The organism is Limosilactobacillus mucosae, assembly GCF_013423865.1.
Lineage (GTDB): Bacteria > Bacillota > Bacilli > Lactobacillales > Lactobacillaceae > Limosilactobacillus > Limosilactobacillus mucosae.
In genome coordinates this window covers 846,530-873,499 of the sequence record NZ_CP058954.1, presented here as the reverse complement: position 1 = coordinate 873,499, position 26,970 = coordinate 846,530, and the positions used below count along the sequence as shown (strand labels likewise).

Annotated in this window: 24 protein-coding genes and 1 pseudogene; 9 read left to right on the top strand and 16 right to left on the bottom strand. The window is 48.8% G+C overall.

The genetic code is table 11. From position 1 onward, the window contains the following. Nucleotides 1–73: 73 nt before the first annotated feature. From H0G69_RS04190 to phoU, 6 genes are read left to right on the top strand one after another with little or no spacing between them, the layout of a single operon-like run. Entirely contained in the window at nt 74–952 is an 879-nt protein-coding gene (locus tag H0G69_RS04190) for a phosphate ABC transporter substrate-binding protein (protein WP_033935351.1), read from the top strand. Between the two features lie 43 nt (nt 953–995). Next, nucleotides 996–1,919 carry a phosphate ABC transporter permease subunit PstC gene (gene pstC, locus H0G69_RS04185; protein WP_180305262.1) on the top strand — a complete coding sequence of 308 codons (924 nt, stop codon included), beginning with the start codon at nt 996–998 and terminating at the stop codon, nt 1,917–1,919. Next, entirely contained in the window at nt 1,912–2,802 is an 891-nt protein-coding gene (gene pstA / locus H0G69_RS04180; RefSeq protein WP_180305261.1) for a phosphate ABC transporter permease PstA, read from the top strand. Before pstC ends, pstA begins: the two co-directional genes overlap by 8 nt. 17 nt (nt 2,803–2,819) lie before the next feature. Then, entirely contained in the window at nt 2,820–3,620 is an 801-nt protein-coding gene (pstB, locus tag H0G69_RS04175; protein ID WP_180305260.1) for a phosphate ABC transporter ATP-binding protein PstB, read from the top strand. A gap of 9 nt (nt 3,621–3,629) precedes the next feature. Continuing rightward, nucleotides 3,630–4,382 (top strand): phosphate ABC transporter ATP-binding protein PstB, encoded by a 753-nt coding sequence (gene pstB, locus H0G69_RS04170; protein ID WP_180305259.1) that lies wholly within the window; start codon nt 3,630–3,632, stop codon nt 4,380–4,382. Nucleotides 4,383–4,394: 12 nt separating this feature from the next. Next, entirely contained in the window at nt 4,395–5,081 is a 687-nt protein-coding gene (gene phoU, locus H0G69_RS04165) for a phosphate signaling complex protein PhoU (protein ID WP_180305258.1), read from the top strand. 423 nt (nt 5,082–5,504) lie between these two features. On the opposite strand, the pseudogene H0G69_RS04160 reads toward phoU, so the two are convergent. The 3 genes and pseudogenes from H0G69_RS04160 to H0G69_RS04150 form a co-directional block, all read right to left on the bottom strand. Beyond that, nucleotides 5,505–6,083 (bottom strand): annotated as a pseudogene (locus tag H0G69_RS04160) (gamma-glutamyl-gamma-aminobutyrate hydrolase family protein). A 251-nt stretch (nt 6,084–6,334) separates the two neighbouring features. Beyond that, nucleotides 6,335–6,964, bottom strand: a complete 630-nt coding sequence (locus H0G69_RS04155) for a hypothetical protein (protein WP_180305257.1) — start codon at nt 6,962–6,964, stop codon at nt 6,335–6,337. A gap of 4 nt (nt 6,965–6,968) precedes the next feature. After that, on the bottom strand, nt 6,969–7,847 hold the full coding sequence (locus H0G69_RS04150) for a DegV family protein (RefSeq protein WP_034540872.1): 879 nt from the start codon (nt 7,845–7,847) through the stop codon (nt 6,969–6,971). A 242-nt stretch (nt 7,848–8,089) separates the two neighbouring features. Between H0G69_RS04150 and H0G69_RS04145 the strand changes: the two genes are divergently transcribed. Then, nucleotides 8,090–9,781, top strand: a complete 1,692-nt coding sequence (locus H0G69_RS04145) for an NFACT RNA binding domain-containing protein (protein ID WP_180305256.1) — start codon at nt 8,090–8,092, stop codon at nt 9,779–9,781. Between the two features lie 41 nt (nt 9,782–9,822). Here the strand turns inward: H0G69_RS04145 and H0G69_RS04140 are convergent, their stop codons facing one another. From H0G69_RS04140 to H0G69_RS04115, 6 genes are all read right to left on the bottom strand, one after another. Further along, a complete protein-coding gene (locus H0G69_RS04140; protein ID WP_180305255.1) occupies nt 9,823–10,959 on the bottom strand; it encodes an Ldh family oxidoreductase in 1,137 nt (378 codons plus the stop codon). Between the two features lie 188 nt (nt 10,960–11,147). Continuing rightward, nucleotides 11,148–13,652, bottom strand: a complete 2,505-nt coding sequence (locus H0G69_RS04135; RefSeq protein ID WP_180305254.1) for a carbamoyl phosphate synthase preATP-grasp domain-containing protein — start codon at nt 13,650–13,652, stop codon at nt 11,148–11,150. 2 nt (nt 13,653–13,654) lie between these two features. Next, nucleotides 13,655–14,731: a carbamoyl phosphate synthase small subunit gene (locus H0G69_RS04130; RefSeq protein WP_180305253.1), complete on the bottom strand. Its 1,077-nt coding sequence runs from the start codon at nt 14,729–14,731 to the stop codon at nt 13,655–13,657. A gap of 34 nt (nt 14,732–14,765) precedes the next feature. Beyond that, on the bottom strand, nt 14,766–15,686 hold the full coding sequence (locus tag H0G69_RS04125) for an RluA family pseudouridine synthase (RefSeq protein WP_180305252.1): 921 nt from the start codon (nt 15,684–15,686) through the stop codon (nt 14,766–14,768). Then, nucleotides 15,683–16,171, bottom strand: coding sequence for a signal peptidase II (lspA, locus tag H0G69_RS04120; protein WP_180305251.1), 489 nt, complete (start codon nt 16,169–16,171; stop codon nt 15,683–15,685). Before lspA ends, H0G69_RS04125 begins: the two co-directional genes overlap by 4 nt. After that, nucleotides 16,164–16,565: an EbsA family protein gene (locus H0G69_RS04115; RefSeq protein WP_034540880.1), complete on the bottom strand. Its 402-nt coding sequence runs from the start codon at nt 16,563–16,565 to the stop codon at nt 16,164–16,166. The genes lspA and H0G69_RS04115 overlap by 8 nt, the downstream gene beginning before the upstream one ends. 33 nt (nt 16,566–16,598) lie before the next feature. Here H0G69_RS04115 and H0G69_RS04110 point away from each other — a divergent pair, with 33 nt between their 5' ends. Beyond that, the gene (locus H0G69_RS04110) at nt 16,599–17,006 is read left to right on the top strand and encodes a ribonuclease HI family protein (protein ID WP_180305250.1); all 408 of its coding nucleotides are present in this window, start codon (nt 16,599–16,601) and stop codon (nt 17,004–17,006) included. 167 nt (nt 17,007–17,173) lie between these two features. Here the strand turns inward: H0G69_RS04110 and H0G69_RS04105 are convergent, their stop codons facing one another. The 5 genes from H0G69_RS04105 to H0G69_RS04085 form a co-directional block, all read right to left on the bottom strand. Beyond that, nucleotides 17,174–18,214, bottom strand: a complete 1,041-nt coding sequence (locus tag H0G69_RS04105) for a zinc-binding dehydrogenase (protein ID WP_180305249.1) — start codon at nt 18,212–18,214, stop codon at nt 17,174–17,176. 255 nt (nt 18,215–18,469) lie between these two features. Next, nucleotides 18,470–21,655, bottom strand: coding sequence for a carbamoyl-phosphate synthase large subunit (gene carB / locus H0G69_RS04100; RefSeq protein WP_180305248.1), 3,186 nt, complete (start codon nt 21,653–21,655; stop codon nt 18,470–18,472). Next, complete coding sequence (locus H0G69_RS04095) at nt 21,648–22,736, bottom strand: carbamoyl phosphate synthase small subunit (protein ID WP_033934743.1); 1,089 nt, start codon at nt 22,734–22,736, stop codon at nt 21,648–21,650. Before H0G69_RS04095 ends, carB begins: the two co-directional genes overlap by 8 nt. 33 nt (nt 22,737–22,769) lie before the next feature. Beyond that, nucleotides 22,770–23,306 (bottom strand): bifunctional pyr operon transcriptional regulator/uracil phosphoribosyltransferase PyrR, encoded by a 537-nt coding sequence (gene pyrR, locus H0G69_RS04090; protein WP_034540882.1) that lies wholly within the window; start codon nt 23,304–23,306, stop codon nt 22,770–22,772. Between the two features lie 444 nt (nt 23,307–23,750). After that, entirely contained in the window at nt 23,751–24,593 is an 843-nt protein-coding gene (locus H0G69_RS04085; protein WP_180305247.1) for a DegV family protein, read from the bottom strand. 199 nt (nt 24,594–24,792) lie between these two features. Here H0G69_RS04085 and trhA point away from each other — a divergent pair, with 199 nt between their 5' ends. Then, entirely contained in the window at nt 24,793–25,431 is a 639-nt protein-coding gene (gene trhA, locus H0G69_RS04080) for a PAQR family membrane homeostasis protein TrhA (protein WP_180305391.1), read from the top strand. Here trhA and H0G69_RS04075 read toward each other — a convergent pair. Then, nucleotides 25,428–25,922 carry a dihydrofolate reductase gene (locus H0G69_RS04075; RefSeq protein ID WP_180305246.1) on the bottom strand — a complete coding sequence of 165 codons (495 nt, stop codon included), beginning with the start codon at nt 25,920–25,922 and terminating at the stop codon, nt 25,428–25,430. The two genes, trhA and H0G69_RS04075, sit on opposite strands and share 4 nt — an antisense overlap. Nucleotides 25,923–25,933: 11 nt before the next feature. Next, nucleotides 25,934–26,896, bottom strand: coding sequence for a thymidylate synthase (locus H0G69_RS04070; protein WP_180305245.1), 963 nt, complete (start codon nt 26,894–26,896; stop codon nt 25,934–25,936). Nucleotides 26,897–26,970: the final 74 nt, after the last annotated feature.

The window sequence follows — 26,970 nt, the reverse complement described above, 5'->3', positions numbered from 1 at the left end:
TATAAATCGTACTCAGGTACATGCTTTATTCATGGGATTTATTCATGGGATATTGAGAAAGGAAGCAAATAACATGAACAAGAAGTCACTTATCTCTTTAGCTGCCGTCGCTACTTTAGGTTTTAGCCTGTTTGGCGGTACGGTAGGCACGGTCCACGCTGCATCTGACAGCAATAAGATCAGCATTGTCGGCTCAACGGCTCTGCAGCCACTTGCCGAAACGGCGGCACACAGCTACATGAGCAAAAACTCTGGCGTCAACATCGATGTCCAGGGTGGTGGCTCCGGTACTGGTTTGAGCCAGGTTCAATCTGGTGCCGTTTCAATTGGTAATTCTGACATCTTCGCTGAACAGCAAAGCGGCATCGATGCCAAGAAGCTGCAGGATCACAAGGTCGCCGTTGTCGGGATGGCCCCAGTCGTTAACAAGAGCCTGAAGGTCAACAACCTGTCAATGAGCCAGCTGCAAAAGATCTTCACTGGTAAGATCACCAACTGGAAGCAAGTCGGCGGTCCAAACGAAAAGATCACCGTTATCAACCGTGCTAAAGGCTCTGGTACGCGGGCAACGTTTGAATCAGCCGTTTTGAAGGGCAAGACGGCCATGAAGACTCAAGAACAAGACTCCAACGGCACGGTTCAAAAGCTGGTTGCCAACACGCCTGGTGCCATCAGCTACCTGGCCTTCTCATACACCAAGTCTGACAAGATCAAGGCTTTAAAGGTTGACAACGTTGCGCCAACTGACAAGAACGTTGAAAACAACTCTTGGAAGATCTGGTCCTATGAACACATGTACACTAAGGGCGCTGCCAAGGGTCAGACCAAGAAATTCTTGAACTACATGAACTCCAAGGAAGTTCAAAGCAAGGACGTTAAGAACCTTGGCTACATCAGCATTCACGACATGAAGGTTACCAAGAACGCTGACGGTCAAGTTACCAAGAAATAACCACCGCGTCAATCAATAAAGGAGAGAAACTGGAGGAAGCAAGATGAATGAACAAGATCAACTGATGCAAAGCAGTTTTCAAACCAGGCAGGACCATTGGGGCAAATTGGTCAGCTATTTCTGCATTACGGTAATTGGACTGCTGGTCATTTCAATTATTTACTTCATCGCCGCACGAGGCTTGAACATGTTTATTAAAGATGGCGTCAGCCTCAAGGACTTCCTAACCGGTATGACCTGGGATCCAACCGTTACTGACGCGCATGGCAAGCCAGAAGTCGGAGCCTGGTCAATGATCTTTACCTCATTTGCCGTTACGATTCTGGCCACGCTGGTCGCAACGCCGCTCGCTTTGGCCGTTGCCATCTTCATGACTGAGCTGGCCCCTAAAAAGGCAGCCTCATTCATGCAGTCGGTCATTGAGCTTTTGGTGGGGATTCCATCCGTCGTTTACGGGTTCGTCGGCTTAGTCGTCGTCGTTCCCTTTATCCGCCATCTTTTCGGCGGTACCGGGAGTGGGATCTTGGCAGCCGTTACGGTGCTGTTCGTCATGGTGCTGCCAACGATCACTTCCATGTCAATCGACAGTCTTAAAAACGTGCCCAAAAACTATCGTGAAGCTTCAATCGCATTAGGGGCCACGCTTTGGCAGACGATCTACAAGGTAATTCTGCGCTCAGCCATTCCCGGGATCTTGACCGGCGTTATCTTCGGGATGGCACGAGCATTTGGTGAGGCCCTGGCCGTTCAAATGGTTATCGGTAACGCGCCTTTGATGCCAGAAAACCTGATTTCGCCAGCCTCAACTCTGACCAGTACTTTAACGGTCGGCATCGGCAACACCGTTATGGGAACCTTGCCAAACGATGCACTCTGGTCTTTGGCGCTGGTCTTGATGCTGATGTCTTTGGCCTTCAACCTGCTGGTAAAACTGGTCAACAAGAAAGGAGTCTCACGCAATGCTTAATGCCAAAAAAGCCAATCAGCTGGCAATGGGCATCATTTATGTCTTAGTCGGTCTGGTGGTCTTGATTCTGTTTGGTCTGCTGGGCTATATCATCTTAAGCGGTCTGCCGCACATCAGCTGGAAGTTTTTGAGCTCAGCTGCCCAAAGCGTTGGTGAAGGCGGCGGGATTCGCGACCAGCTGTTCAACTCGCTGTATCTGTTGGTTCTGACGCTTTTGATCTCCACGCCGCTTTCAATTGGCGCTGGGATCTTCTTAGCCGAATACGCGCCTAAAAATGGCGTTACAGAAGTCTTTAAGACCGCGATCGAAATTTTAAGCTCGCTGCCCAGCGTGGTAGTTGGTCTGTTCGGCTATCTGTTTTTCGTAATCAAGCTGCACTTGGGCTTTTCGATTATCTCAGGTGCCATTGCCTTAACATTTTTCAACCTGCCGCTTTTGACGCGAAACTGCGAAAACGCTCTAAATGACGTCTCACCGCTGCAGCGCCAAGCCGGTCTTTCACTGGGACTTTCTCGCTGGAAGACCATGACTAAGATCATGCTGCCCGAAGCCTTGCCTGGTATTTTAACCGGGGTGATTCTGGGGGCTGGCCGAGTCTTTGGTGAAGCCGCTGCTTTGATCTACACTTCTGGTCAAAGCGCACCAACCGTCGACTACAGCAACTGGAATCCATTTTCCGCAACCAGCTTCTTAAATCCGACTCGTCCTGCTGAAACGCTGGCCGTCCACATTTGGAAGCTGAATACTGAAGGGCTGGTTTCCAATGCCCATGCAATCTCCAGTGGGGCTTCGGCCGTACTGATTATCGTCATCTTATTGTTCAACCTGGGTGCTCGCTACTTGGGCAACCACGTCTACAAAAAGATGTCGGCTCGCAAATAAACTAGAGGTGAAAACAGATGGCTGAATATTCTTTTGAAGATACCTACACGCTGCCTGTCAAAGAACCATTGGCAATGCAGACTAAAAACGTCAGCGTATACTACGGCAAGCAGGAAACGCCCTCGCTTCATCAGGTCAGCATGGACTTTGCCGAAAACAAGATTACGGCTTTGATCGGTCCATCCGGTTCTGGGAAGTCTACTTATCTGCGCTGCCTTAACCGAATGAATGATGAGCTGGGCCGCATTGATGGTGAGATTCTGTATCGGGGAATCAATCTGAACTCCCCACAGGTTAACGTTTACGAAACCCGGCGTGAAATCGGCATGGTTTTCCAACATCCAAATCCATTTGCCAAATCGATCCGTGAAAACATCACCTTTGCGCCGAAGCTTTATGGCATCAAAGACCAGCAAAAGCTTGATCAGATTGTGGAAGAATCGTTAAAAAGCGTGGCCCTCTGGGATGAGGTCAAAGATTCGCTTGATCGCAGCGCGCTTTCCCTTTCTGGTGGTCAGCAGCAGCGGCTTTGCATTGCCCGCTCACTGGCCATGGATCCTAAAATCATTTTGATGGACGAGCCAGCCAGTGCCTTGGACCCAATTTCGACTTCTAAGCTGGAAGAAACGATGCAGACTCTGAAAAAGGACCACACGATCATCATCGTTACGCACAACATGCAGCAGGCCGCGCGCTGTTCTGATTACTGTGCCTTCTTCTACCTGGGACATGTCCTGGAGTTCAACTCCACTAAAGACATCTTCAGCAACCCTAAGATCAAGGCAACCAATGATTACGTATCCGGTAACTTCGGCTAGGAGGGCATCATGGAAAAAATTCTTAAATGTAAAAACGTGGTGCTCAAATACGGCACTAAAGAAGCACTGCATGGCATCAACATGGAGATTGAGCAAGACAAGATCACGGCTTTGATTGGTTCGTCTGGCTGTGGCAAGTCGACACTGTTAAAATGCTTTAACCGCATGCACCTTGATGATAATGCCACGGTTGAAGGACAGATTCTGTTTAATGATCAAGACATTTATGATCCAAAAGAAGATATGGTTGAGCTGCGGCGACGGATTGGCATGGTCTTCCAACAGCCAGTTCCCTTCCCGCTTTCCATCTATGATAATGTCGCCTATGGACCACGCATCGGCGGCATCAAGGATAAGGAACAGCTGGATCAGATCGTCGAAGAAAGTCTCAAACAGGCTGCCTTATGGGATGAAGTCAAAGATGATCTGAAAAAAAGCGGTCTGGGTCTTTCCGGTGGTCAGCAGCAGCGACTCTGCATCGCCCGCACGCTGGCCGTCAAGCCGCAGGTAATCTTACTGGACGAGCCAACCAGTGCCTTGGACCCGATTTCCAGCGGTTTGATTGAAGAGACGCTGATGAAGCTAAAAGATGAATACACGATCGTCATCGTGACGCATAATATGCAGCAGGCTGCCCGAATCTCTGACTACACGGCATTTATGCTCAATGGTTCTTTGATTGAGTTCAACTCAACTAAGCAGATGTTTGAAAAGCCAGACAACCAGCTGACTGATGACTACTTGAATGGGCGCTTCGGCTAAAAGGAGTTTATAATGGGAGATCAAAATCTAGCAGAAATCTTAAAGGTAAAAAAGCAGTTCGTTGCCATGGGGACACTGGTCAGCTCGCAGATTCACCAAGCAACCAAATCCTTTCTGGAACATGATACGATCCTAGCCAAACAGGTAATCTCCAAGGATCAGCAAGTCAATCAAACTGAGGTCGAACTGGAAAAGAACGTTTTTGACGTCTTGATTCGCAAAAATCCCATGGCCTCTGATTTTCGGGAAACCATGTCAATTCTAAAGGCCAGTTCTGACATGGAGCGAATTGGCGATGCCGCGATCCGCATTGCTCGTCAAACGCTGCGCATGTCTGACAAGCCAACCTTTACTGCCGCTGAAAAGCTGATTCAACAACTGACCTACCAAGTGCGTCAGATGCTGGACAAGGTTGATGAGGCCTACGTCAATGATGATAGCGACGCTGCCTATGCCGTTGCCAGCGAAGACATCAAGGTTGACCGCCTCTACCTGCAGCTGCGGCAACTGGTTTTGAGTCAGCAGGTTAAAGACAAGCAGCAGCTAAAGGCCTCTGACGTCTACTTGATCATTAGTCGTCAGTTGGAACGCGTCGGCGACCATATCGTCAACGTTGCTGAATGGATCGTTTATGCGCAGACCGGCAAGATCGTTGAATTGAATCCCGGTAAAAACGACCCTGAACTGATCAAAAAATAATCCACCTTCCCCTGTTTTCCATCCTAAACCACGAACGACAAAGGCCATCTTCAGCTGTTTGAAGATGGTCTTTTTTGCTAGTCACGATTTTATGGCACCGGATATTCCTGTTTTGTTTGCCTGTAGACAGGATCCAAATCAATTTTCAAGGGTATCGGACATCCCCATTTTGCTCATCATCGCGCTGCGTTTTTAATGATTTTTCTAACCTTAGACATTGGCTGTCTAGCGATATCGACTGCTTTTGTTACTGAGTTATGGCAATATCCGTTTACTCACAAATCATAAGTCTGACAGCGGTTTTACGACTATCTGCCTGCTGACTTTGTAAAGAAAATCAGTTTTTAACTGGCTGCGGATCTGCAACTACCTACTATTCGCTGATTTTGAATCGAAAGTAGGTACCTGTATATTTTGGTCTACCTATAGTCCCTTGCCAACTTTTTTAATCAGCTGATGATGGTAGGAATTAACCCGCAGGCGAGGCACTTGGTCAAAAATCGCCGCCAAATGCGTATCCTTAACCAGCTTGACTTGATGCGTCGCCTGCCACCATGGCGTATCGCCCTGCCAATGCTTGAGCGTCTGCACCGGATAGTACTTAAGATCCTGATAGAGCGAGCCGCCGTGAAAGACGTTGATCAGCTGAGCGCCCCGGCAGATGCCCAGCACCGGGATGCCGCGCTTTTCAGCCAGCTTTAACAGCCGCATGTCAAACTGATCGCGCGCCTGCCAGACCGTGCCTTGTTCAGGCTGCGGCTCTTTGCCATAACTTTCCGAATCAATATCTTAACCGCCCGAAAGAATCAAGGCATCAACCAGTTCCAGCTGAGACTCGGTTACATCGGCATCCTCATTGAATGGAATAATCATCAGAACACCGCCATTTTTGATGACCGCCTCGCTATAGTCCTTGTTGACGTAGCTGCGGCGATAGCCAACGAAAGGACCGACATTTTTGGTCAGTTCGCTGCCTGAAATGCCAATTATCGGCTTTTTCATAATTTTTCTCCTTTACAAAATAAAAGGGACTACCAGCTCACCGCCAGTAATCCCTTGACTCGATCAGCAACCTGTCACGGCTGCATCATTTGGTCATGCAATCTGATGGCAGAGCAAAAAACACGCGGCAATGCATGCAGCATGAACAGCCCATTTTTTGCATCATCATTTGAATTGCCATCAGTTCACCTCATTATTTTTTAATAATCTAAGAATATCCTAACCAGCAGCGTTTGTCAATTCAAACCAGGTTAGTCCTTATCATGATGATCATCTTGTTCTTTCGGCATTCCCTGATGATCGCTCAAGTCGATTACCATGGAACGCGTTTTTTTCGATTGATTGCTATCTTGCGGCGGCTGCCAGTTAAAATGCCGAATCACCAGCGAAAGCGGCGGAATCAGCAGCATGTACAACAGGGCCGTCAGCAGCGTCGCAGGCAGGGCCAGCCGCATAAAAGGCATGATGCCCATTCCATGAGCAAATGCATCCCCTGCAATGCCGCAAAGCACCTCGGCCGTAATCCATTGTGAGATGCCGGCTGCCACGCCGACTCCAATCGCCTGCCGATGGGTTACCTTAACGTCGCGTGGCAGCTGCCAGCCAATCAAGGCACTGACCATCACCATGTCAACGGCCATATCCAGAACCGTCATCCAATCGGCCTTGCCAAGCAAGAGCAGAATGACCGTTCCCATCGTCGTAATGCCGGCACCCCAGCGCAGATTCAAGCCAACCATTGCACTCAGCCCAATGACTCCGGCCAGCTCAATGGCAACCTGTCCGCTCGGCAGTGGCGTTGACAGACGCAGCAGACCAACGATCACCATTAAAGCCGTTAGTCCAAGTGCCCAGAGACAGTCTTTTGTTCGCTGCTGCATAGGCTTAGTCCAGTGGCTTTTTAGCCGTATCCTGCATCCAAGCCAGTGCCAGCGCGCCCTGCCCCAGGTGAACGCCGATTACTGGGCCAAAATAGCTCAATTCAAAGCGAATGTTGGGGTGATCAGCCTGCAGCTTGTCCAGCCATTTTTGCCCTTCTTCAGGACAGTTGGCATGCAGCACCATTGCCCGTACCGGATAGTCGAGCTTGGCCACGTCTTCGTCAAAGATCTGTTCACAGCGCGCCTTGGCCTTTTTCATTGAGCGCACCTTTTCAAATGCTTCAATGGCATAGTTTTGCGTGTGCATTGTCAAAAGCGGCTTGATCTTTAGAATTGAGCCGATAAAAGCCGACGCATTGGAAAGACGGCCGCCCCGCACCAAGTTCTGCAGATCGTCAACGACAAAGACATTATTGAACGTATCCTGATATTCGCGCAGCTTTTTTAAGATATCATCCAGATCATCGCCTGCCTGAGCTAATTGAGCGGCTTCCAAGGCCAGATAGCCCATCATCTTGACCGTCAAGTGCGAGTCAAACGGGATGATCTTGATCGTATCCTGCATGTCTTGGGCAATCTGCGTAATCGTGTTGAGCAGGCCTGAGATCGCCTTGGTCAGGTGAATGCTGATGACGGCATCGTAGCCTTCATCAGCCAGCTTTTGATAGGTTTCCATCAAAAGACCGATCGATGGCTGCGAGGTGCTTGGAAATGACTTTGAATGAGCCAGTTTGTCGTAAAATTCTTCAGTCGTAATGTCGACGCCTTCTTGATAGCTCTGGCCGTCGATCACCAGTGGAATCGGCACTACCGTAATCTGATTCTCCGCAGCTTCTTGTGGGGTTAAATAAGCGGTACTGTCGGTTACAACCGCGATTTTCATTTAGTTTTCCTCCAGTATGATTGCAGATTTAAAATAATATTTTAGAAAAATAATAGCATGTTAAAAACTGCCGGCCTCAAAACAAGGTCTGCATTTTAATAGGATAGCACATTCAACTCACAAAACCAATTATCCAGTAATTCCAGTTGCCTTAATTTCATAAATCGTTGGTCTGATTTGGTTTTAGATGGCAATCAACGTTATAATAGACTAGTTATGCAAAACAAAGGAGGAACGCAAAAATGCCATTTGACGGTTTCTTTACTCATGCTATGGTTCACGAGCTGAATCAAACGCTGCAGGGCGGCCGCGTCTCCAAGGTCAACCAGCCCTATCCTGCCGAAATGGTGATGGTAATCCGCGCCAATCGCCATAACTACTCCCTGCTGATCTCGGCCAATCCATCCTATCCACGCATTCAGATCACGCAGATTCCTTATCAAAATCCCGCTGTTCCCAGCAATTTCGCCATGACCATGCGTAAATATCTGGAAGGAGCGCTGGTGAAAGAAGTCGCCCAGATTGAAAACGACCGGATCGTTAAGCTGACCTTCTCGACTTTAGATGAGCTGGGCGACCCATTGGAACTGGTGATGATGGTCGAAATCATGGCGCGCCACAGCAACGTTACGCTGGTTAATGCCAAGACCGGCAAGATCATTGATGCCATCAAGCATGTCGGCAGCGACGTCAACCGCGTCCGCCTGCTTTTACCGGGAGCAGTCTTCATCATGCCGCCTAAACAGCCGCGGTTCAATCCTTACCTGCCCAACCAGATTTATTCTGACCTGGTTCGCGAGCTAAAAGATGATCCGGCTCAGCTTGCCAAAAAACTGCAGGCCAGCTATCAGGGACTGGCACCGGAAACTGCTAGCGAACTGGCGGCCGAGCTTGTGGCCAGCGACAGTCTGCCAAGCGCCTACCAAGCCTTTTTGCGCCATTTTGAGTCACCGACACCGGTCTTGATTACCAATGAAAAAAACAAGACCAGTTTTGCCGCGTTCGCCCCAATTGATACCCAGAAGCTAAGACTACAGTCGTTTGCCACGCTTTCTGAGCTGCTCGATGCCTACTATGTCAACAAGGCACAGTCTGATCGTACCAAGGAATTAGCCGGTCAGGTATTAAAAGTGGTGCATAGCGAACTCAAAAAAGACCAGCGCAAGATGAAGAAGTTTCAAAAAGAGCTGGCTGATGCTGCTGACGCCGACCGCTATCGAATCCGAGGCGAACTGCTCACTACCTGGCTGCATCAGGTTCCCCGTGGCGCCCAGTCAGTTGAGCTGCCTAATTTTTATGATGAGAATCGACCGCTTAAGATCACGCTGCAGCCTGATCTGTCGCCTTCTCGCAACGCTCAGAAATACTTCACGCGCTATAACAAGCTCAAGGCCTCAGTTAAATACGTCAATGAGCAGATGGCCATTACACAAAAAGAAATTGATTATTTTGAAACGATTCTCAGTCAGATCGACCTGGCCAATCCCAGCGATGTTCAAGAGATTCGGCTTGAGCTCCAGCAGCAGGGATACATCAAGACTAAGCATAAAAAAGGTAAAAAGCAGCGCAAGATTCCCGTTTCCAAACCTGAAGTCTTCCATGCCACTGATGGTACGGTCATTTTGGTCGGCAAAAACAATCTGCAAAACGACCGGCTGAGTTTTAAAACGGCCAATAAAAACGAAATCTGGCTGCACGTCAAGGATATGCCTGGCTCGCATGTCGTGATTCGCGATACCAACCCTAGCGAAGAAACGATCCTGCAGGCGGCTCAGCTGGCAGCCTGGTTCTCTAAGGGGCGTGACTCTGCCCACGTACCGGTTGACTATCTGCCGGTAAAGAACCTGCATAAGCCAAGCGGTGCCAAGCCTGGTTTTGTAACCTTCCGTGGCCAAAAAACGCTGTCGGTAACGCCAAAAAAGCTGCCGAACTAAATAAAAGGACTTTGATGCATTGCCACCAAAGTCCTTTTATTTTAATAATTGCCGACAAACATGCCCTCAGCTTTTGGTGGTTGATATTCGCCAAAGTAGTCGGCAAAATCCAGATCCAGGTAATCGCATAAATCCTTGACCTCAGTCATTGTCTTATCAATGACCGGAATCCCGTTTGCCTTACGATCAGCCATGGCCAGGATCTCTTTTTCACCATGCGTATAGATCTTGTCGTGACCATTTGCCTTAGCAGAATCGCGTAGCTTTTGCAGATATTCAGAAAGGTGCTGACTGATTGCTTCACCATCACCAAATGCGTTGAGATTGATGGCCATAAAGCCGTGGCAGATTCCTGACTTGCCATTTTGCATGGTTGATTCAGAGGTCGTACCCATTGAAAGAATCGATGAGAAGATCTCGGCGACCATCCCATTGCCATAGCCCTTATGCGACCCCAGCGTTTCCGTATTGCCACCCAAAGGCATGATGCCGCCGCCGTTTTTGTGAACGATATTGTCCAAGACTATTGCCGCATCGTTGGTTGGCTCGCCTTGTGCATCCAAGGCCCAACCGTCTGGCAATGGCTGATCCAGCTTATTGTACATCTCCAGCTTGCCCCGGGTAACGACCGTCGTTGAGGCATCAAACAAAAAGTCATAAGGCCATGCTGGCACGCACCAGGCTTGTGGATTGGAACCGATCATTGCTTGTCTGCCAAACGTTGGGACCATGATGGCCTCGCTGTTGGTGCAGGAAAAACCGAGCATGCCTTCTTTAGCGGCCATTTTGGCATAGTACCCGGCAATACCGTAATGATTTGAATTACGAACCGAAACGATCCCAACGCCCGCTTTCTTGGCTTTAGCGATTGCCAGTTCCATCGCGAAATGCGCATTAAGCTGTCCCATGCCATCATGGCCGTCAACTACCGCCGAGACTGGAGTTTCAAAAACGATTTCTGGCTTGGCATCAACTTTCATCGTCCCTTTTTGAATTCCCTTATAGTAGCGGACCATTCGCTGCATGCCATGACTTTGAATACCATACATATCGGCAGTTAATAAAACGTCGGTAATGATGGCAGCCTGTTTCGCGTTAAAACCAAACTTTTGAAAGGCATCCATGCAAAGACGATCAAGCTGTTCGTAGGAAAATTTTACGACTTTATTTTCATTCATTTTGCAAGCTTCTTTCTGTTTATAAAACGCTTCACGACTTAACATGGTTAAATCATAACATATTTTACGGATTAATTTAAGCGCTTTCGTTAATAAACATCAAATATTTTTGTATTTATTTATAAATTTAAAAACGTTTGCAAAATTAAAAGAACCAGACATCTTGACCTGCCCGGTTCTTTTAGTTGCTATTCAAAATCATCATCACTCAAAAACTGCATCTGACCACCCAAAACTCGGTTGATAGTTGGCTTTTCATGAACAAGATGCAGCGACTTGAACGGAAAGACTGCCCGATAGACTGCCATTTTGGTTTCGCCTTTAGGAACCAGCGCTTCATTTAAGGCATCGCCATCCAGCCGGCCCAATGCCATGCGTACCGTAATTCCCGGCAGATTCAACTTTAAGACCTTCGACAAAAAGGCAATTTCCGGCAATGGCATATGCTGAACCAAAAGCTGCTTAAAGGTACCATCGAAACGACGTACAAAAACAACTTGATAAAGTCCTGGTGCCTTCTGCTCACTAATAGCCTGACCACCTTGCTTTTCCAGCAAAGCAAAATCATGCGGCGTCAAGCGGGCCGGAAAACGCTGCGCAGTCGGCTGATAGCTCAGATCATCGGTTGACTGCAGATCTGCCGTAATGCCCAGCGGATAGATGAGCTGACCGTCAAACAGTGCGTTAAAACTGTCCAGCGGCTCACCGACCGTTAATGAAGTTGGGCGCTGATCTTCAGGAATCTCGGCAATCTGGATGTTTTTGGCAATTGGTCCCAGCTGGTCGATCAATTCATGACGACTAGCCGGAATCAATACGACTTCCGGATGCTCAACGTCCAAAACCGCACGAATGTTTTCTGACTGCAGCGGCTCCAGATAGCGCTTGCGAGCCAGCATCGGCGCCAAGGTTACCGAGCTGGGATTGTCATTGATGATGACGGTCTGGTAGCCATGGTCGCGCAATTCACGCAGCGTGTTGGCAACAAAATAGTCACAGGAAGTTCCGTTGCCCAGCCGCAATGGTCCCGTGCCTACAACGACTGCGGTTGGCGAAGGGCTTGGATTGGCCTCATCCTCCATTTCATACGTGGAATAAAAAACGTTAGTGTGCTGATCAAATTCGCCCGCAGAAGGCTCCAGCTCCTTAAAGGTTCGGTGAATGACATGCTCGTCTCGCATTGCTACCACCTTAGTCGTTGGCCATTGCCAGATCTTAGCAATGCTTTCATCGCTCATGCCGCAGTATTTGGCCTTGACCAACAGCTCTGCATCGCCAGGATGGCCCTTGAGCGCATCTTCAATCGCCTGCATCTGACGCAGACAGGCAAAGTAATAGGCATCGATCTTAGTCAGCTCGGTCAGCTCATCATCAGTGTAGCCGCGCTGCAAAGCTGCCAACAGCGTAAACAGACGACCGGCATGCGGATGGATCAAAAGCTGCACCAGCTCATCATCGGAAAGCTGATCCTGTTTTGCCAGGCGTGAATCCTGCTCTATTCTTGGAAAGTCACTGATTGCCTTAAACATGGCTTCAGTCAGACTGCGACCAACGCCAATCATCGTCCCCGTTGACTTCTTGCGCGTGCCAAGCTGCCGATCTGCATCGGGCAGTTCGGCAAACGGCCAGACTGGCATCCGGACGGCAACGTGATCCATAACCGGTTCCGTCACGGCCGCGTGCTTATAGTAGCCGTGGTCAAGATGAACGTCACGCAGCGTCTTGCCGGCATATAATTCGCCACAGACGACCTGCAGGGCATAGCCGGTTGCTGTTGCCGCAAAAGCCGTTAAGCGGTCAAAATAAGGATTGTTTTTGATCACGTAGAATTTTCCGTTAGCTTGATCAAGCGCAAATTGAACGTGATTGACGCCGACGATCCGCAGTTTGCGCGTTATGGCAAATGCCGTATCGCGCATGTCTTGAATCTCGCGGTCAAGCAGCGTCTGGGCCGGAAGTACTGCAATTGAATCGCCAGCATGAATGCCAATCGGATCGATATCTTCGACGCAGGCCAGCTGCATCATCGTCCCAAAGCCGTCTCTTAAAACTACGATCTCGATTTCCTTAAACCCAGCCAGGCTCTGCTGAACTGTAATCTGACCCGAGCGTGACTGTCTGAGACCAGTTGCCACGGCCCGCTTAAGCTCATCTTGATCATGTACCAGCGAACGCCAGCCCGCTCCTTTGGGTAATACAGAGCGCACGATAATCGGATAGCCGACCCGTTGGACCATCTCCAGTGCATCAACGTAATTATCGACTTTAGAGATGGCCTTGGTAGGCACGTTGAGATTATGCAGCGTCTTGCCGAGCAGCATTGGGTTGTTGATCTGACGAATCGTAGCTTCAGGTACTCCCAAAAGCTCAATGTCATCGGCCTGCAGAATGCCGGTCTCGCTGACTGCCTGAATCAGCTCAAACGCACGCCGACCGCCCAACGTTGGCAGGATTGCATCAGGATGATACTGCTTGATCGTGGCAACGACATTTTCAACCGTCAGTGACTTGATGCAGGCATGATCGATGGCATCCGGACAATCCAAGGTAAAAGAAAATGGATTGTCATCAATGAGGATCGTCTCCCAGCCCTGCTCTTTTAAGACGCTGGCAACCTGAAAAGCCGCGGCATCAAGCTCATCGCCATGCTCAATGCTGTCGGCGCCGGCCCCAATCAGAAGAACCTTTTTCATCGCTATCCCTCCTCACGCTGCTTCATAATGTCCATGAATTCATCAAAAAGATTGTTGGTTTCATCCGGACCAGGCGCGCCATCAGGGAAGAACTGCACCGAAAAAGCCGGATAGTGACGATGCCGCAGTCCTTGAACCGTGCCATCAAGCATGTCGACATAGGTAATAAAAAGCTGCGAACGATCGACTGAGTTGCGCCGAATCACATAACCCTCACCTTGAAAGGCAAAAACAATGTGATCGGTGATGATCTCTCGGATTGGATGATTCATGCCATGATGCTCGGTTGCCAAACGCTCAACCTTACACCCATTCGCTAAGGCAAACAGCTCGTGCCCCAGTCCAATGGCAAACATAGGGACCTTAGCCTCAACCTGCCGAATCATTTCCAAGACTGATCGTTTCAATGATTCAGGGTTTCCTGGGCCGCTGGAGAGCACTACGCCATCCGGATCCAATCGCAAAATATCATCAACGCTGGCCGTATATGGCAGCACGGTAACATTGCACTTACGCCGCGAAAGCTCCCTTAAGATCCCGTTTTTAAGGCCAAAGTCAATCACGACCACGCTGCGGCCAATATCTGGATTGGGAAATGGCTTTGGCGTGGCAACCTGAGCAACCTGCTGATTGGTCAAAACGGTAGCGTGCAGCTGATCAAACGCATGATCATCAGGGACTGGAACGATACTGCCCTTCATTGGCTGGCCAACCTTTCGCAGGTGCCGCACGATGGCCCGCGTGTCAACGTTGGTAACCCCAGGAATATTCATCTGCTTTAAATACTGATCCAGAGTCGTTCCATGACGCCGTTCCTTTAAGGGTGCCAAATTACGGCAGATGACGCCTTTGATTGAAGGTACGATTGATTCATAGATATTGCGCTGAATTCCATAATTGCCAATATTGGGGTTGGTAAAAACGACAATTTGATTATGGTAGATTTGGTTGGTAATGATTTCTTGATATCCCGTCATACTGGTATTAAAAACCATCTCGCCAAAAGTTACGGCAGGCGCGCCAAATCCCTCACCCTCAAAGATGGAGCCATCCTCAAATATCAAATATCTTGCTGTCATCCAATCTCATCTCACTTTTTAAGCCGTCTCAAAACTATTCATCACGGCGGTCGGTTTTGTCCAAATGTTCAAGCATCTTGGTAAAGTAGTCCGGCAGCGGCGCGGTAAACGTCATCTCTTGACCGCTGCGGGGGTGCCGAAAGCCCAACAGACCAGCATGCAGATACTGTCCCGGTCCAGCCAGGGTTTTGCGTGGCCCATACAGTGGATCGCCAGCCAAGGGATGCCCGATATAGGCCATATGAACGCGAATCTGATGTGTTCGTCCAGTCTCCAGCCGACATTTGACCAGCGTATAGTGCTGATAACGCTTCAGTACTTTAAAATGCGTTACGGCATGACGGCCATCCAAGACAACTGCCTGTTTCTTGCGGTCTTTTTTGGAACGACCCAGCGGCGCATCAATCGTTCCCTGTTCCTCTTTGATCACGCCATGCACCAAGGCGACGTACTCACGCTGGTTGGTCTTGGACTTCAGCTGCGCGGCCAGACTGCGGTGTGCCAGATCATTTTTGGCCACCATCAACAGGCCCGAGGTATCCTTATCGATGCGGTGGACGATTCCTGGCCGAAACTCACCATTGATCGTCGACAGCGGCGAATGATACAACAGTGCGTTGACTAGCGTATGACTGGGATGCCCAGGCGCGGGATGCACTACCATTCCGGCCGGTTTATTGACGACGATCACATCATCATCCTCATAAACGATATCCAAGGGAATGTTTTCTGGTTCCAGATCAATGGTTTGCGGTTCTTCAGGTATGATGCGCACCATATCGCCCACTTGAAGCTTGTACTTGGTTTTAACGGACTGCCCATTAACGGTAACGTGACCATCCTCAATCCATTTCTGCAGCTGCGAGCGGGAAACATCACTTAGAAAATGGCCCAAAACCTTGTCAATGCGGCCGGTCAGATCAGTATCAATCTTGATTTGGCGTTCTGAGTTCATTTGTGATCATCCTCTTTCAAAACTACGATCAGCATGATAAACACGCCAACCGTTAAACAGGCATCGGCAACGTTAAATACTGGAAAATTGACGTTTCTTAGGGCAAACATATCGACCACGTATCCTTGACTGAGCCGGTCGATAAAATTACCGACTGCACCAGCCATAATCAGCGAAAGTCCTGTCATTATCCAGGCAGAGCGGCGATTTTTCCACATCAGATAAGCTACCACGATAATTGCAGTTACCGTTACGACCGCAAAAAACCACTGCCGCCCTTCCAACATGCTCCAAGCTGCCCCGGTATTATGCAAATTATCCAGATCCAGCAGTCCCGGAATGAACGTTCGGCTACTATTTAACGGGATATTGCTGGTTACCCAGTGCTTGACGATTTGATCGACAATGATCAGACCAACGCTTAAAATCAAAGACCATGGCAGCAGCGATTGTTTTTTCAATTGATTCTTTTCTGTTTTATTCATGTTCATTTTTTACTGCATTACCCAGCGTAATCTTTAAAGAGTCGATTGAGCGCGCGGAAAATGAAAAGGTCATGACCTCGCCATTAACCGTGATCGTCATGGTATGCTTGGTAAAGCGAGGCTGGCGAATATCTTTAAGCGGAATGACCAAAAAACGATTCTGCAGCATACGATCAAATACCATTTTGGTCGGCGTTACCAAAACCGTGCGCCGGCCAATCGCCAAAACTGCTAAAATAATAAAAAGCGCTAAAAGCAATGCCGTAATCCAGTTAAAATGGGTAATCTCCAGCCAGACCACGACACCGGCAATGCCAATCAAAAGCATCCAGCACCATTGAATGATTGCCGAGGTTAGATCCGGCTGGTAAAAGTAGCGTTTTTCTTCTTCCAAAATATCACTTCCTAATGTCAATGAGGTAATCAAATGATCAAACTATATACCGATGCTGCCACCAAAGGCAATCCTGGCCCCACCGGACTGGGAATGCTGGTTGTCAAAGACGGCCAGCAGCAGCAGCTTAAAGCTTTTTTGCCGCGGGCTTCTAATCATCAAGGCGAATTTGCCGCGGCGATTGAAGGCTTTGCCTATTTAAAAAAACATTTTTCCAATCAAGAAACCGTGCTGTTTTATACCGACAGCCGCCTGCTGAGCGACGCTGTGGGCAAAGAGCATGCGCGCCATTATGAAAACGAGCTGAACGAGCTGTTAACCAGCATGGACGGTTTTAAAACCGTCGTAGTCCAGTGGGTCCCCGAAAAAGAAAATCAAGGCGCCCACCAGCTGGCCAATCAAGCTCTGCACGAACAGATCAATCAGTCTGACCATCAGTAACCAGTATATCAAACTTTCTTACGGTCTGATCAACAATCCGTCAGTCGCTAAAATTTCTTAAATGCCCTCATCTTACTATATGTAAATTAAGAATTTATGCATTATTTTTAGTCAAAAAATCGCCCTGCCTTGCTTCAGACAGGACGATTTTTTTGCGACTATTTGGGTTACTCAATTACAATGTAGGATTTGATCGTCTTACGGTCAGCCATATCACGATAGGCTTCGTTGATCTGATCCAGCGTGTAGGTTTTGGTAAACACTTTGCCTGGATTGATCTGCCCATCCAAGACCGCCTTTAAAAGCACGTTTTTATCATAGGTCGTCACACTTGCCGAACCACCAGCCATTGCAATATTGTGGGCAAACAGCGTGAATGGATCGACATTGCTGTGCGGCACGCCGATTCGACTGACGTGAGCGCCATTGTGAACTACTGCCAGACACTGATTGATTGAAGCTTCTGTACCGACACAGTCTAATGCCGCGTCAGCACCACCGCCAAGCAGCTCCTTGACCTTTTTTACTCCTTCATCGCCACGTTCAGCAACATACGCCGTCGCGCCAAATTCCTGGGCCAGTTTTTGCCGATCCTCATGACGACTCATGATAACGACCTGCGAGGCTCCCATCATTTTAGCAGCAATTACGGCACATTGACCAACCGCGCCGTCACCAACGACAACAACACGATCGCCATGCTTAACCTCAGCCGTTCGTGCGGCATGATAGCCAGTTGCCATCACGTCGGCCAACGTCATAAACGACTTCATCATGCCTTCGCTATAGTCTTCTGGCTGACCAGGAATCTTAATCAAAGCCCAGTTGCCATGCTTAAAGCAAATATATTCGGATTGAAAACCCTCGCTCCAGTTATCATAAAGAACGCGCTCGTCGCAGGTGCCATCATAGCCGGCCAGACAGGCAGCACAATGTCCACAGCCATGCGTGAATGGAGCAATAACAAAATCACCTGGCTTGACCGTTGTAATCGCACTGCCGACCTCTTCAACGATCCCAAGCGCTTCGTGACCGCTGTTAACTGAGTCGTTGGCTTTTTGATCACCTGCTGAGTAGGCCCATAGATCTGAACCGCAGGCACAGGTCCGAATCACGCGAATAATTACGTCATCATCGGCCTGCAAGGTTGGCTTGGCAGCCTCTTTAATCACCATTTTACCGGGTTCAGCAAAAATTGCCGTTTTCATCCAAAATTCCTCCTTACGATTTCAGCAACCGGATACATCGACTTAGGTACAGCTTAATCCTTAAAGCGTACTTTAAGTCAACCCGTTCAGTCGTTAAAAACAGCACGATTCGAATCATCTGACTTTAATCTTAGGCTATTGATAGCGTCCCGTTACGCTGGATCGCTTTTAATATCAGCTCGGAAATTTTTCAAAAATAAAAACCGACCACCACCACGGGCAGTCGATTCTGCTTAATAAATTTAATGATTGAGCCTAAAGTGCCTGCGTAGCAAATGAACGACTCTCCAAAGCCTTCAACAGGGCATTGACCGTATCAAGCGCCGTCAAAAGCGGGATATTGTGCTCAATTGCCGTCTGCCGAATCACAAAGCCATCCGAAGCCTTTTCATAGTCATGTTCCATGGTATTGATAACCAGATCCACGTCATTGTTCTTTAAGACGTCCAGAATGTTGGCCCGCTTGGTGTCCTCTTCATGCAGCTTGCCAACCGTCGTAACGTGCAGACCGTTTTGCTTCAAGAAGTCTGCCGTGCCATCCGTAGCCAAAATCCGATAGCCAATCTTGGCAAAGCGCTTGGCCAGTGGCAAAATCGTCTCTTTATCACGGTCCTCAATCGTCAGTAAAACATTGCCATAGTCCGGCAGATGCATCTTGGCACCTTCAAATGCTTTATAGAGTGCCTTTTCAAACGTGTAGTCGCTGCCCATGACCTCGCCGGTAGATTTCATCTCAGGTCCCAAGTAGCTGTCAACGTCATCCAGCTTGTTGAAACTAAAGACTGGTGCCTTAACATGAATGGTCTTTGACTCGGGGTAGAGACCATCTTGATATCCTTGACTGGCCAATGACTCGCCCAGGATTACGCGGGTTGCTACCTGAGCCATTTCAATTCCCGTAATCTTGCTCAAAAACGGTACCGTCCGGCTGGCCCGTGGATTGACTTCCAAGACGTAGGCCTCGTGGTTATGAATAATAAATTGAATATTCATGATGCCCACGCACTTCAAAGCTACGCAAAGCTTCTTGGTAGCGGCCACGATCTGCTGCTTAATATCGTCATCAAAGCTTTGTGGCGGATAGACGGCCATTGAGTCGCCAGAGTGCACGCCGGCGCGTTCGATATGCTCCATGATCCCCGGCAAAAGAACCTCTTTGCCGTCACAGATGGCATCAACCTCACATTCACGCCCTTCCAGGTAGGCATCGACTAAAATCGGGTGATCTTCAGCGGCTGGCGCGTTTTGGCTGAGATATTCATGCAGTTCTTTTTCATTGTAGACGATCTCCATTGCCTTACCGCCTAAAACGTAGCTTGGCCGTACCAGAACTGGGTAGCCGATCTCCTTGGCCGCTTTTAAGACGCCTACTCCAGTCGTGGCCGTTAACCCAATCGGCTGCTTGAGCTGCAGATCCTTGATGACTTGATCAAAGACTTCCCGGTCCTCGGCCGCATCCAGATCCTTAACCGTGGTCCCCAGAATCTTGACGCCATGCTCAGCCAAGCCCGCAGCCAGATTGATCGCTGTCTGACCGCCAAATTGAACGATCACGCCCATTGGCTGCTCCAGATCGATCACATTCAGCACGTCTTCCAGTGTCAACGGTTCAAAATAAAGCTTGTCAGAAACCGAAAAGTCAGTTGAAACCGTTTCGGGATTGGAATTCATGACGATCGCCTCATAGCCCAGTCGTTGAATCGCCTTGACGCTGTGGACGGTAGCATAGTCAAACTCTACCCCCTGACCAATTCGAATCGGACCCGAGCCGATAACCAAGACAGACGGCCGCGCGCTTTTGATGCTTTCATTTTCATGATCATACGTACTGTAGAAATATGGTGTCTGCGACTCAAATTCAGCCGCGCAGGTATCAACCATCTTATAGACTGGTACGATGCCGTTTTGCAGCCGCAGCTGACGGACGCTGTCGGCATCAGTCTGCCAGAGGTCGGCAATCGTTGGATCAGAAAAGCCGTACTGCTTAGCCAGTTTTAACACGGCGGCGTCTTTAGGGCTGGCCTTGATCTGATCTTCCAGTTCCACGATATGTTTTAAGATATCCAAAAAGTAGACGGTAATCTTAGTCAGCTCATGCAGGTCTGCTAGGCTGTAGCCACGCCGCAGCGCCTCAGCCAGATAAAAGATTCGATCGTCTTGAACGTGCACCAGCTTATCTTCCAGCTCAGTATCAGATGCGGACTGCGCCTCCTTTGAAAACAGGTCCTTTTGATCGATTTCCAGGGAGCGAACGGCTTTTTGAACGGCCTCCTCACAGTTGCGGCCGATTGCCATAACTTCACCGGTTGCCTTCATCTGACTGCCCAGACGACGATCAGCATGCGTGAACTTGTCAAATGGCCAACGCGGAATCTTGCAGACTACATAGTCCAGTGCCGGTTCAAATTCGGCAAACGTCGTCCCAGTAACCGGGTTCTTGATCTCATCTAAGGTCAACCCCACCGCGATCTTGGCTGCCATCTTGGCGATTGGATAACCCGTTGCCTTGGAAGCCAATGCTGAAGAACGCGAAACCCGCGGATTGACTTCGATCACGTTATATTGATAGCTGTTAGGATCAAGGGCTAATTGCACGTTGCAGCCACCTTCGATCTTGAGCGCCCGAATCAGTTTGAGCGCGCAGTCACGCAGCATCTGATATTCACGATCAGAAAGCGTCTGGCATGGAGCAAAAACGATTGAGTCACCCGTATGAATACCGACCGGATCAAAGTTTTCCATACAGCAGACTACCATGGCGTTGTCCGCTGCGTCACGCATCACCTCAAACTCAATCTCCTTATAGCCAGCAATTGATTTTTCGATCAGACACTGAGTTGCCGGCGAAAGATCCAGACCATTAGCAGCAATCGCTTTTAGCTCGTCATCATTATGACACATGCCGCCGCCAGTACCACCCATTGTAAAGGCCGGCCGCACGATCACCGGATAGCCGATCTCATGAGCAAACTCAAGCGCTTCTACAACCGTGCCCACTGTCTTGGAAGCAGGTACCGGTTCGTTTAAGCGCTGCATCAGCTCTTTGAATTTTTCACGGTCCTCAGCCTCATCAATTGAAGCCAGCTTAGTGCCCAGCATCTGGATGTTAAGTTCATCTAAGATACCGGTCTTGCCAAGTGCTACGGCCAGGTTTAAGCCAATCTGCCCACCCAGCGTCGGCAGAATTGCATCTGGATATTCCTGGCGAATAATTCGTGATACCGATTCGACCGTTAATGGCTCAATATAGACGTGATCGGCAATTTCCGTGTCCGTCATGATCGTGGCGGGATTGGAATTGACCAGCACCGTTTCATAGCCTTCCTCGCGCAGGGCCATGCAGGCTTGAGTTCCTGAATAATCGAATTCCGCGGCCTGACCAATAATAATTGGCCCCGAGCCGATTACCAAAATTTTATGAATATCTGTCCGTTTAGGCATTGGTGCGTGCTTCCTTTCGTTGATCTACCATGCTGATAAAGTCATCAAACAAACCATCGGCATCATGCGGACCCGGCGCGGCATCCGGGTGGAACTGAACCGAAAAGGCCGGATATTGACGATGACGCAAACCTTCAACCGTCCCATCATTGATCTCGACATGCGTGATCATCAGTTTTTCTTTATCAACTGAAGCGGGATCAACCGCGTAGCCATGATTTTGTGAGGTAAAGACGATCTGACCGGATGCAATGTCTCTGACCGGATGATTAAATCCACGATGACCAAATTTCATCTTGTAGGTGCTGGCCCCGTTAGCCAAGGCAAAAATCTGATGACCCATGCAGATGCCAAATACTGGCAGGTGTTTCTCAATCTCAGCCACCATTTCAGCTGCGGCCGTCATTTCTTCGGGATTGCCGGGACCATTGGAAAGCAAAACACCATCTGGATGCAGATTCAAGATTTCTTGAGCCGTTGTTGAATATGGCACCACGATCGTATTGCAGTCTCGTTTGGCCAGTTCCCGCAGAATACTGTGCTTGGCGCCAAAATCAACTACTACGATATTGCGCTTGGTTCCCGGATTAGGATAGAGCGTCTTGGTTGAGACCTGACTGATGATGCCTTTAGTTGGATTTTGACGCTTTAATTCTTTAACCACGCTGTCAGCATCGGTGATTGAATCGGCAATTCGTCCGCGCAGCGTGCCAAAATGACGCAGCTTGCGAACCAGCTCACGCGTATCGATTCCCTGCAGGCCTGGAATGTTCATTTTTTCTAAAAAGCCAGGCAACGTGTCCTGCATGCGCCAGTTGCTAGGAATCCGCGCCACCTGTCGACAGATGACGCCTTTGATCTGCGGCTGCAGTGATTCAAAATCATCCAGCGTGACACCGTAATTGCCGATCAGCGGGTTGGTAAACACCAGGATCTGATTGGCATACGACTGGTCGGTAATGGCCTCTTGATAACCGGTCATCCCCGTAGTAAAGACGACTTCGCCAGTGGTCTGCACATCGGCACCAAAGCCCTCGCCCTCATAGATCGAGCCATCCTCCATAATCAAATAACGTTTCATTGCAATCTCCCTTTTCTAAACAATCTCACTCAATCAGGCCTGTGCCAATTCACCCTGCTTGATCAAAACGACGCTGTCTTGTCCATCAGTCTCGCTGACGTTGACCTTTACTCGTTCCTGCATGGACGTTGGAATGTTTTTGCCGACAAAATCAGGCCGAATCGGCAGCTCACGATGACCACGATCAACCAAAACCGCAACCTGGACGCGCTTGGGCCGCCCTTGATCCATAATTGCATCCATGGCTGCCCGAATCGTCCGGCCGGTAAAGAACACGTCATCGACCAACACCACGCGCTTATCATTGATGTCAACGCCCAGCCTTAGATTTTCCTTAGCGGTGTCTGGTCGTCGATCGTCGCGATAGTTGGTAACGTCCAGCTCACCAACTGGTACCGCAACGTTTTCCAGTTTCTGCAGCTGATCAGCAATGCGACGCGCCAGATAGACTCCGCGCGTCTTAATACCGATCAGGACCAAATCCTGGGTTCCTTTGTTGCTTTCGACAATTTCGTAGGTGATTCGCGTTAAGGCGCGTTTCATGGCCATCGCATCATAAAATTCTTTCATTTCGCCAAACTCCTTACAAAATTTGTCCAATAAAAAAGCACTGCTCCACGACTCGTGAACCAGTGCTCCAACATATTGTTTAAAAGCGCGACCAAAACGTCGACCAAATTTAAACGATGCTGCCTTGCTAGCCTCACGGGACTAAATTTAAAGGACATATAGATTGTTATTTAATTTAATGGATAGCTATACGTTTGTCAAGCATATTTTCTAAATTTCTGTTTATTGTTTCAAAATCAAGCGCTTACATATTAATCAAAGAAATGCTTTTTTTAAGGTTAAAACTACTGGATTTCGGCTATTTTAACGTTTATCACTGCCGATATTCCCTTTTATTTAAATAAATTAAATCATTTTACTTTAATGGTTTAATAATTTTTATTCATTTTTTATACATATTCAGCAATAAAAAAGTCCGATGCGATCTGGCATCAGACTTGCTGACTATTCAGTATAATAAAGCAGGCAACAGGCACCCAAGCCCGTATGCGTTGCAATAATCGGCACTGTTTCGCGAACGACGATCGGCAGCTCTGGACAGATAGCCTGAACCCTTTCTTTAAGCCGCTCAACTTCACTCATGCCTTCAACATGCGAGATGCCAACACCCAAAACCTTAGGACCATTGGCCATCTCATCTAAGATCTTATCCCATTCCTTATGGATCGCTTTCATGCCGCGACCCTTGGAAGCTACGTGGATCTCGCCATCATAAACCTGCAACATAACCTTGATGTTCATAAACCGAGACAGCGCACCGGCAAACTTGCTGATTCGACCACCCGCTACCAGGTTGTCGAGATTATCGATTGCCAGATACAGCTTGCTCTTTTGCAAAACGTCCTTCATCTTGGCAATTGCGTCATCAACCGTTCCGCCGTCTGCAATCACCTTGGCGGCTTCAATGATTTGAAAGGCCATGCCGCGGTCAGTTGACTGGCAGTCGTATACCGTTACCTTGGTCTTGGTTAAGTTGGCAGCCTGTTCAGCAGCATGAACCGTGCCACTGATCGATGCCATCATCGTCACGCACAGAACCTCGCTGCCATCTGCCCCCGCCTGATCAAAGGCATCAACGAACTTGCCAATTGGCGGCTGCGAGGTTTTCGGCAGCGACTTGGCATTTTTCATCATCATTGGGAACTGATCGTTGGTGATCGTTTCGCGTTCAACATAAACCGTCCCGTCAATCATTACTGACAGTGGTACGATCGTAATATCATATTTTTTAATTTCTTCATCGGTAAGGCCAGCTGAAGAGTCAGCCACAATTTTAATCTTTGACATGGAAATTACCCACTTCCTGATCAAGTTTGATATAATGTATCTAGTATCGTAAACTAGATACATTATTTTAAAGACTAAATACATTATAAACTTAGTCTGCCGGGCATGCAAACTGCCTTGATAATTAACTTTAGTATAGCAGAAATAACGGCTGATTTCATTGCCGAGCACTTTTATGAAAGGAGTATTCAGCTTGCATATGAAAAACTCAACCTCACGTCGCCAAACTCTTTTAATCGAAATCGCCAATGCCATTACTCACGGTGTTGGCGCGGCCCTGGCCATTGCCGGATTGGTGATCTTGATCGTGCGGGCGGTACATACCGGCAGCCCCATGCGCATCGTTACTTTTTCAATCTATGGCGCGGCTTTAGTCCTGTTCTTTTTAGCCTCAACACTGTTTCACTCGCTGATCTTTACTCGTGCTAGACGGGTCTTTCAGATTCTGGACCACGATATGATCTACCTGGTCATTGCCGCCAGCTACACGCCGTACTGTCTGGTGGCCATTAAAGGCTGGCAGGGCTGGACGCTGTTTGGCATTATCTGGGCCATGGCGATTTCCGGCATCATCTATAAAAGCATCTGGTTTCAAAAAAAGAGCAAATGGTCGACGATTTTCTACGTGATCATGGGCTGGATGTGCGTACTGGCATTCTGGCCGCTTTGGCACGCCTTGGGACCAGTTGGCTTTGGCCTGCTGCTGGCGGGAGGCATCACCTATACGCTGGGCGCCCTGCTCTACAGCATGCCAACCCGTTACACGCATCTGATCTGGCATCTTTTCGTCATGGTCGGTACGGCATTCATCTACTTTTCAATCTTGTTTTACGTCTAATCTTTAATCCAATGCTCAAAGCGACAGTCGGGAACATCCGGCTGATCGCTTTTTATTTTCTCCACATCTGCCAAACGCCATCCCCGATAGTCAATGGCCGGCATTTTGGTATCGCCGCCAAAGCGCCGTTCAACCACCGTCCGATAAAGGTCGCCAGCTAATGGCAGCAGCGTTTGATAGATCTGTGCTCCGCCAATGACAAAACAGCGCTGGCCAGCCAAACGATCCGCTAGCAGCTCCTTTAGCTCTTCGACACTGTGTACCACCGTAATCTTGGCATCGTCTAGTTTTTGATGCGTCAAGACGATATTTTCGCGCTTCGGCAGCGGCCGGCCGATCGACTTGAACGTATTGGCACCCATAATTACCGGATGATTGAGCGTCACGGCTTTAAAATGCTTCAAATCGGCAGGCAGATGCCATGGCATAGTGCCGTTTTTGCCGATATAGCCGTCTGGATCCTGCGCCCAGATAAAGTCCAGCTGATTCATAAAAACACCCCTTAAACGGCAACTGGGGCCTTGATCCCGGCCTCGTGCTCATAGTTTTCCAGCTTAATGTCTTCCATTTCATACTGATCAACTGGTTTTGGATCGGCCGGCAGAATCAGTTTTGGTGCTGGATGCGGCGTCCGTGAAAGCTGTTCTTTAATCTGCTCAATGTGATTGCTGTAGATGTGCGCATCTCCTAAAGTATGCACGAACTCGCCCACGCCCAGGCCGCACTCCTTGGCAATCATGTGCGTCAAAAGCGCATAGCTGGCGATATTGAATGGCACGCCTAAGAAAATATCGGCACTGCGCTGATACAGCTGACAGCTCAGCTTGCCATCATTGACGTAGAATTGAAACATCGTGTGGCAAGGCGGCAGTGCCATGCTGTCCACGTCTTCTGGATTCCAGGCCGAAACGATCATCCGGCGTGAATCTGGCGTGGTCTTGATCTGTTCGATGACTTTGGCAATCTGATCAATGTAGTGGCCATCGCTGGTTTTCCAGTGCCGCCATTGTGAGCCATAGACCAGCCCCAGATCGCCATATTTTTGCGCAAACTCATCATCATTCAAGATGCGATCGCAAAAGGCCTTTTTTTCTTCAAGATAGACCTTTTTAAATTCGGGATCCTTAAGCCAGCGGTGACCAAAATCCGTCATATCAGGGCCTTGGTATTCTGGACTTTCCACCCATTTTTTAAAAGCCCATTCATCCCAGATATGATTCTTGTGCTGCAGCAGGAAGCGAATGTTGGTATCGCCGCGCAAAAACCACAGCAGCTCGCTTTTGACCAATCCAAATGGCACAAATTTGGTGGTTAGAATCGGAAAACCGGCGTTGAGATCAAAATGCATCTGATAGCCGAAAACCGAGCGCGTTCCCGTCCCCGTCCGATCGCTCTTTTCGTGCCCATGCTCTAATACGTAGCGGGCCAGATCCAGATACTGCTGTTCATTGTCATTGATTGCCATGTCTAATCTTCCTTTCGCTGTTCAAATAAGTTCCATTCTAACATATCGTCGGCTGACTGGCTCTTGATTAGAAC

Bases quoted from the DNA above. Each gene is read 5' to 3' on its own strand.
- H0G69_RS04190 (WP_033935351.1), top strand. From the start codon at position 74: ATGAACAAGAAGTCACTTATCTCTTTAGCTGCCGTCGCTACTTTAGGT.
- pstC (WP_180305262.1), top strand. From the start codon at position 996: ATGAATGAACAAGATCAACTGATGCAAAGCAGTTTTCAAACCAGGCAG.
- pstA (WP_180305261.1), top strand. From the start codon at position 1,912: ATGCTTAATGCCAAAAAAGCCAATCAGCTGGCAATGGGCATCATTTAT.
- pstB (WP_180305260.1), top strand. From the start codon at position 2,820: ATGGCTGAATATTCTTTTGAAGATACCTACACGCTGCCTGTCAAAGAA.
- pstB (WP_180305259.1), top strand. From the start codon at position 3,630: ATGGAAAAAATTCTTAAATGTAAAAACGTGGTGCTCAAATACGGCACT.
- phoU (WP_180305258.1), top strand. From the start codon at position 4,395: ATGGGAGATCAAAATCTAGCAGAAATCTTAAAGGTAAAAAAGCAGTTC.
- H0G69_RS04155 (WP_180305257.1), bottom strand. From the start codon at position 6,964: ATGCAGCAGCGAACAAAAGACTGTCTCTGGGCACTTGGACTAACGGCT.
- H0G69_RS04150 (WP_034540872.1), bottom strand. From the start codon at position 7,847: ATGAAAATCGCGGTTGTAACCGACAGTACCGCTTATTTAACCCCACAA.
- H0G69_RS04145 (WP_180305256.1), top strand. From the start codon at position 8,090: ATGCCATTTGACGGTTTCTTTACTCATGCTATGGTTCACGAGCTGAAT.
- H0G69_RS04140 (WP_180305255.1), bottom strand. From the start codon at position 10,959: ATGAATGAAAATAAAGTCGTAAAATTTTCCTACGAACAGCTTGATCGT.
- H0G69_RS04135 (WP_180305254.1), bottom strand. From the start codon at position 13,652: ATGAAAAAGGTTCTTCTGATTGGGGCCGGCGCCGACAGCATTGAGCAT.
- H0G69_RS04130 (WP_180305253.1), bottom strand. From the start codon at position 14,731: ATGACAGCAAGATATTTGATATTTGAGGATGGCTCCATCTTTGAGGGT.
- H0G69_RS04125 (WP_180305252.1), bottom strand. From the start codon at position 15,686: ATGAACTCAGAACGCCAAATCAAGATTGATACTGATCTGACCGGCCGC.
- lspA (WP_180305251.1), bottom strand. From the start codon at position 16,171: ATGAATAAAACAGAAAAGAATCAATTGAAAAAACAATCGCTGCTGCCA.
- H0G69_RS04110 (WP_180305250.1), top strand. From the start codon at position 16,599: ATGATCAAACTATATACCGATGCTGCCACCAAAGGCAATCCTGGCCCC.
- H0G69_RS04105 (WP_180305249.1), bottom strand. From the start codon at position 18,214: ATGAAAACGGCAATTTTTGCTGAACCCGGTAAAATGGTGATTAAAGAG.
- carB (WP_180305248.1), bottom strand. From the start codon at position 21,655: ATGCCTAAACGGACAGATATTCATAAAATTTTGGTAATCGGCTCGGGG.
- H0G69_RS04095 (WP_033934743.1), bottom strand. From the start codon at position 22,736: ATGAAACGTTATTTGATTATGGAGGATGGCTCGATCTATGAGGGCGAG.
- pyrR (WP_034540882.1), bottom strand. From the start codon at position 23,306: ATGAAAGAATTTTATGATGCGATGGCCATGAAACGCGCCTTAACGCGA.
- H0G69_RS04085 (WP_180305247.1), bottom strand. From the start codon at position 24,593: ATGTCAAAGATTAAAATTGTGGCTGACTCTTCAGCTGGCCTTACCGAT.
- trhA (WP_180305391.1), top strand. From the start codon at position 24,793: ATGAAAAACTCAACCTCACGTCGCCAAACTCTTTTAATCGAAATCGCC.
- H0G69_RS04075 (WP_180305246.1), bottom strand. From the start codon at position 25,922: ATGAATCAGCTGGACTTTATCTGGGCGCAGGATCCAGACGGCTATATC.
- H0G69_RS04070 (WP_180305245.1), bottom strand. From the start codon at position 26,896: ATGGCAATCAATGACAATGAACAGCAGTATCTGGATCTGGCCCGCTAC.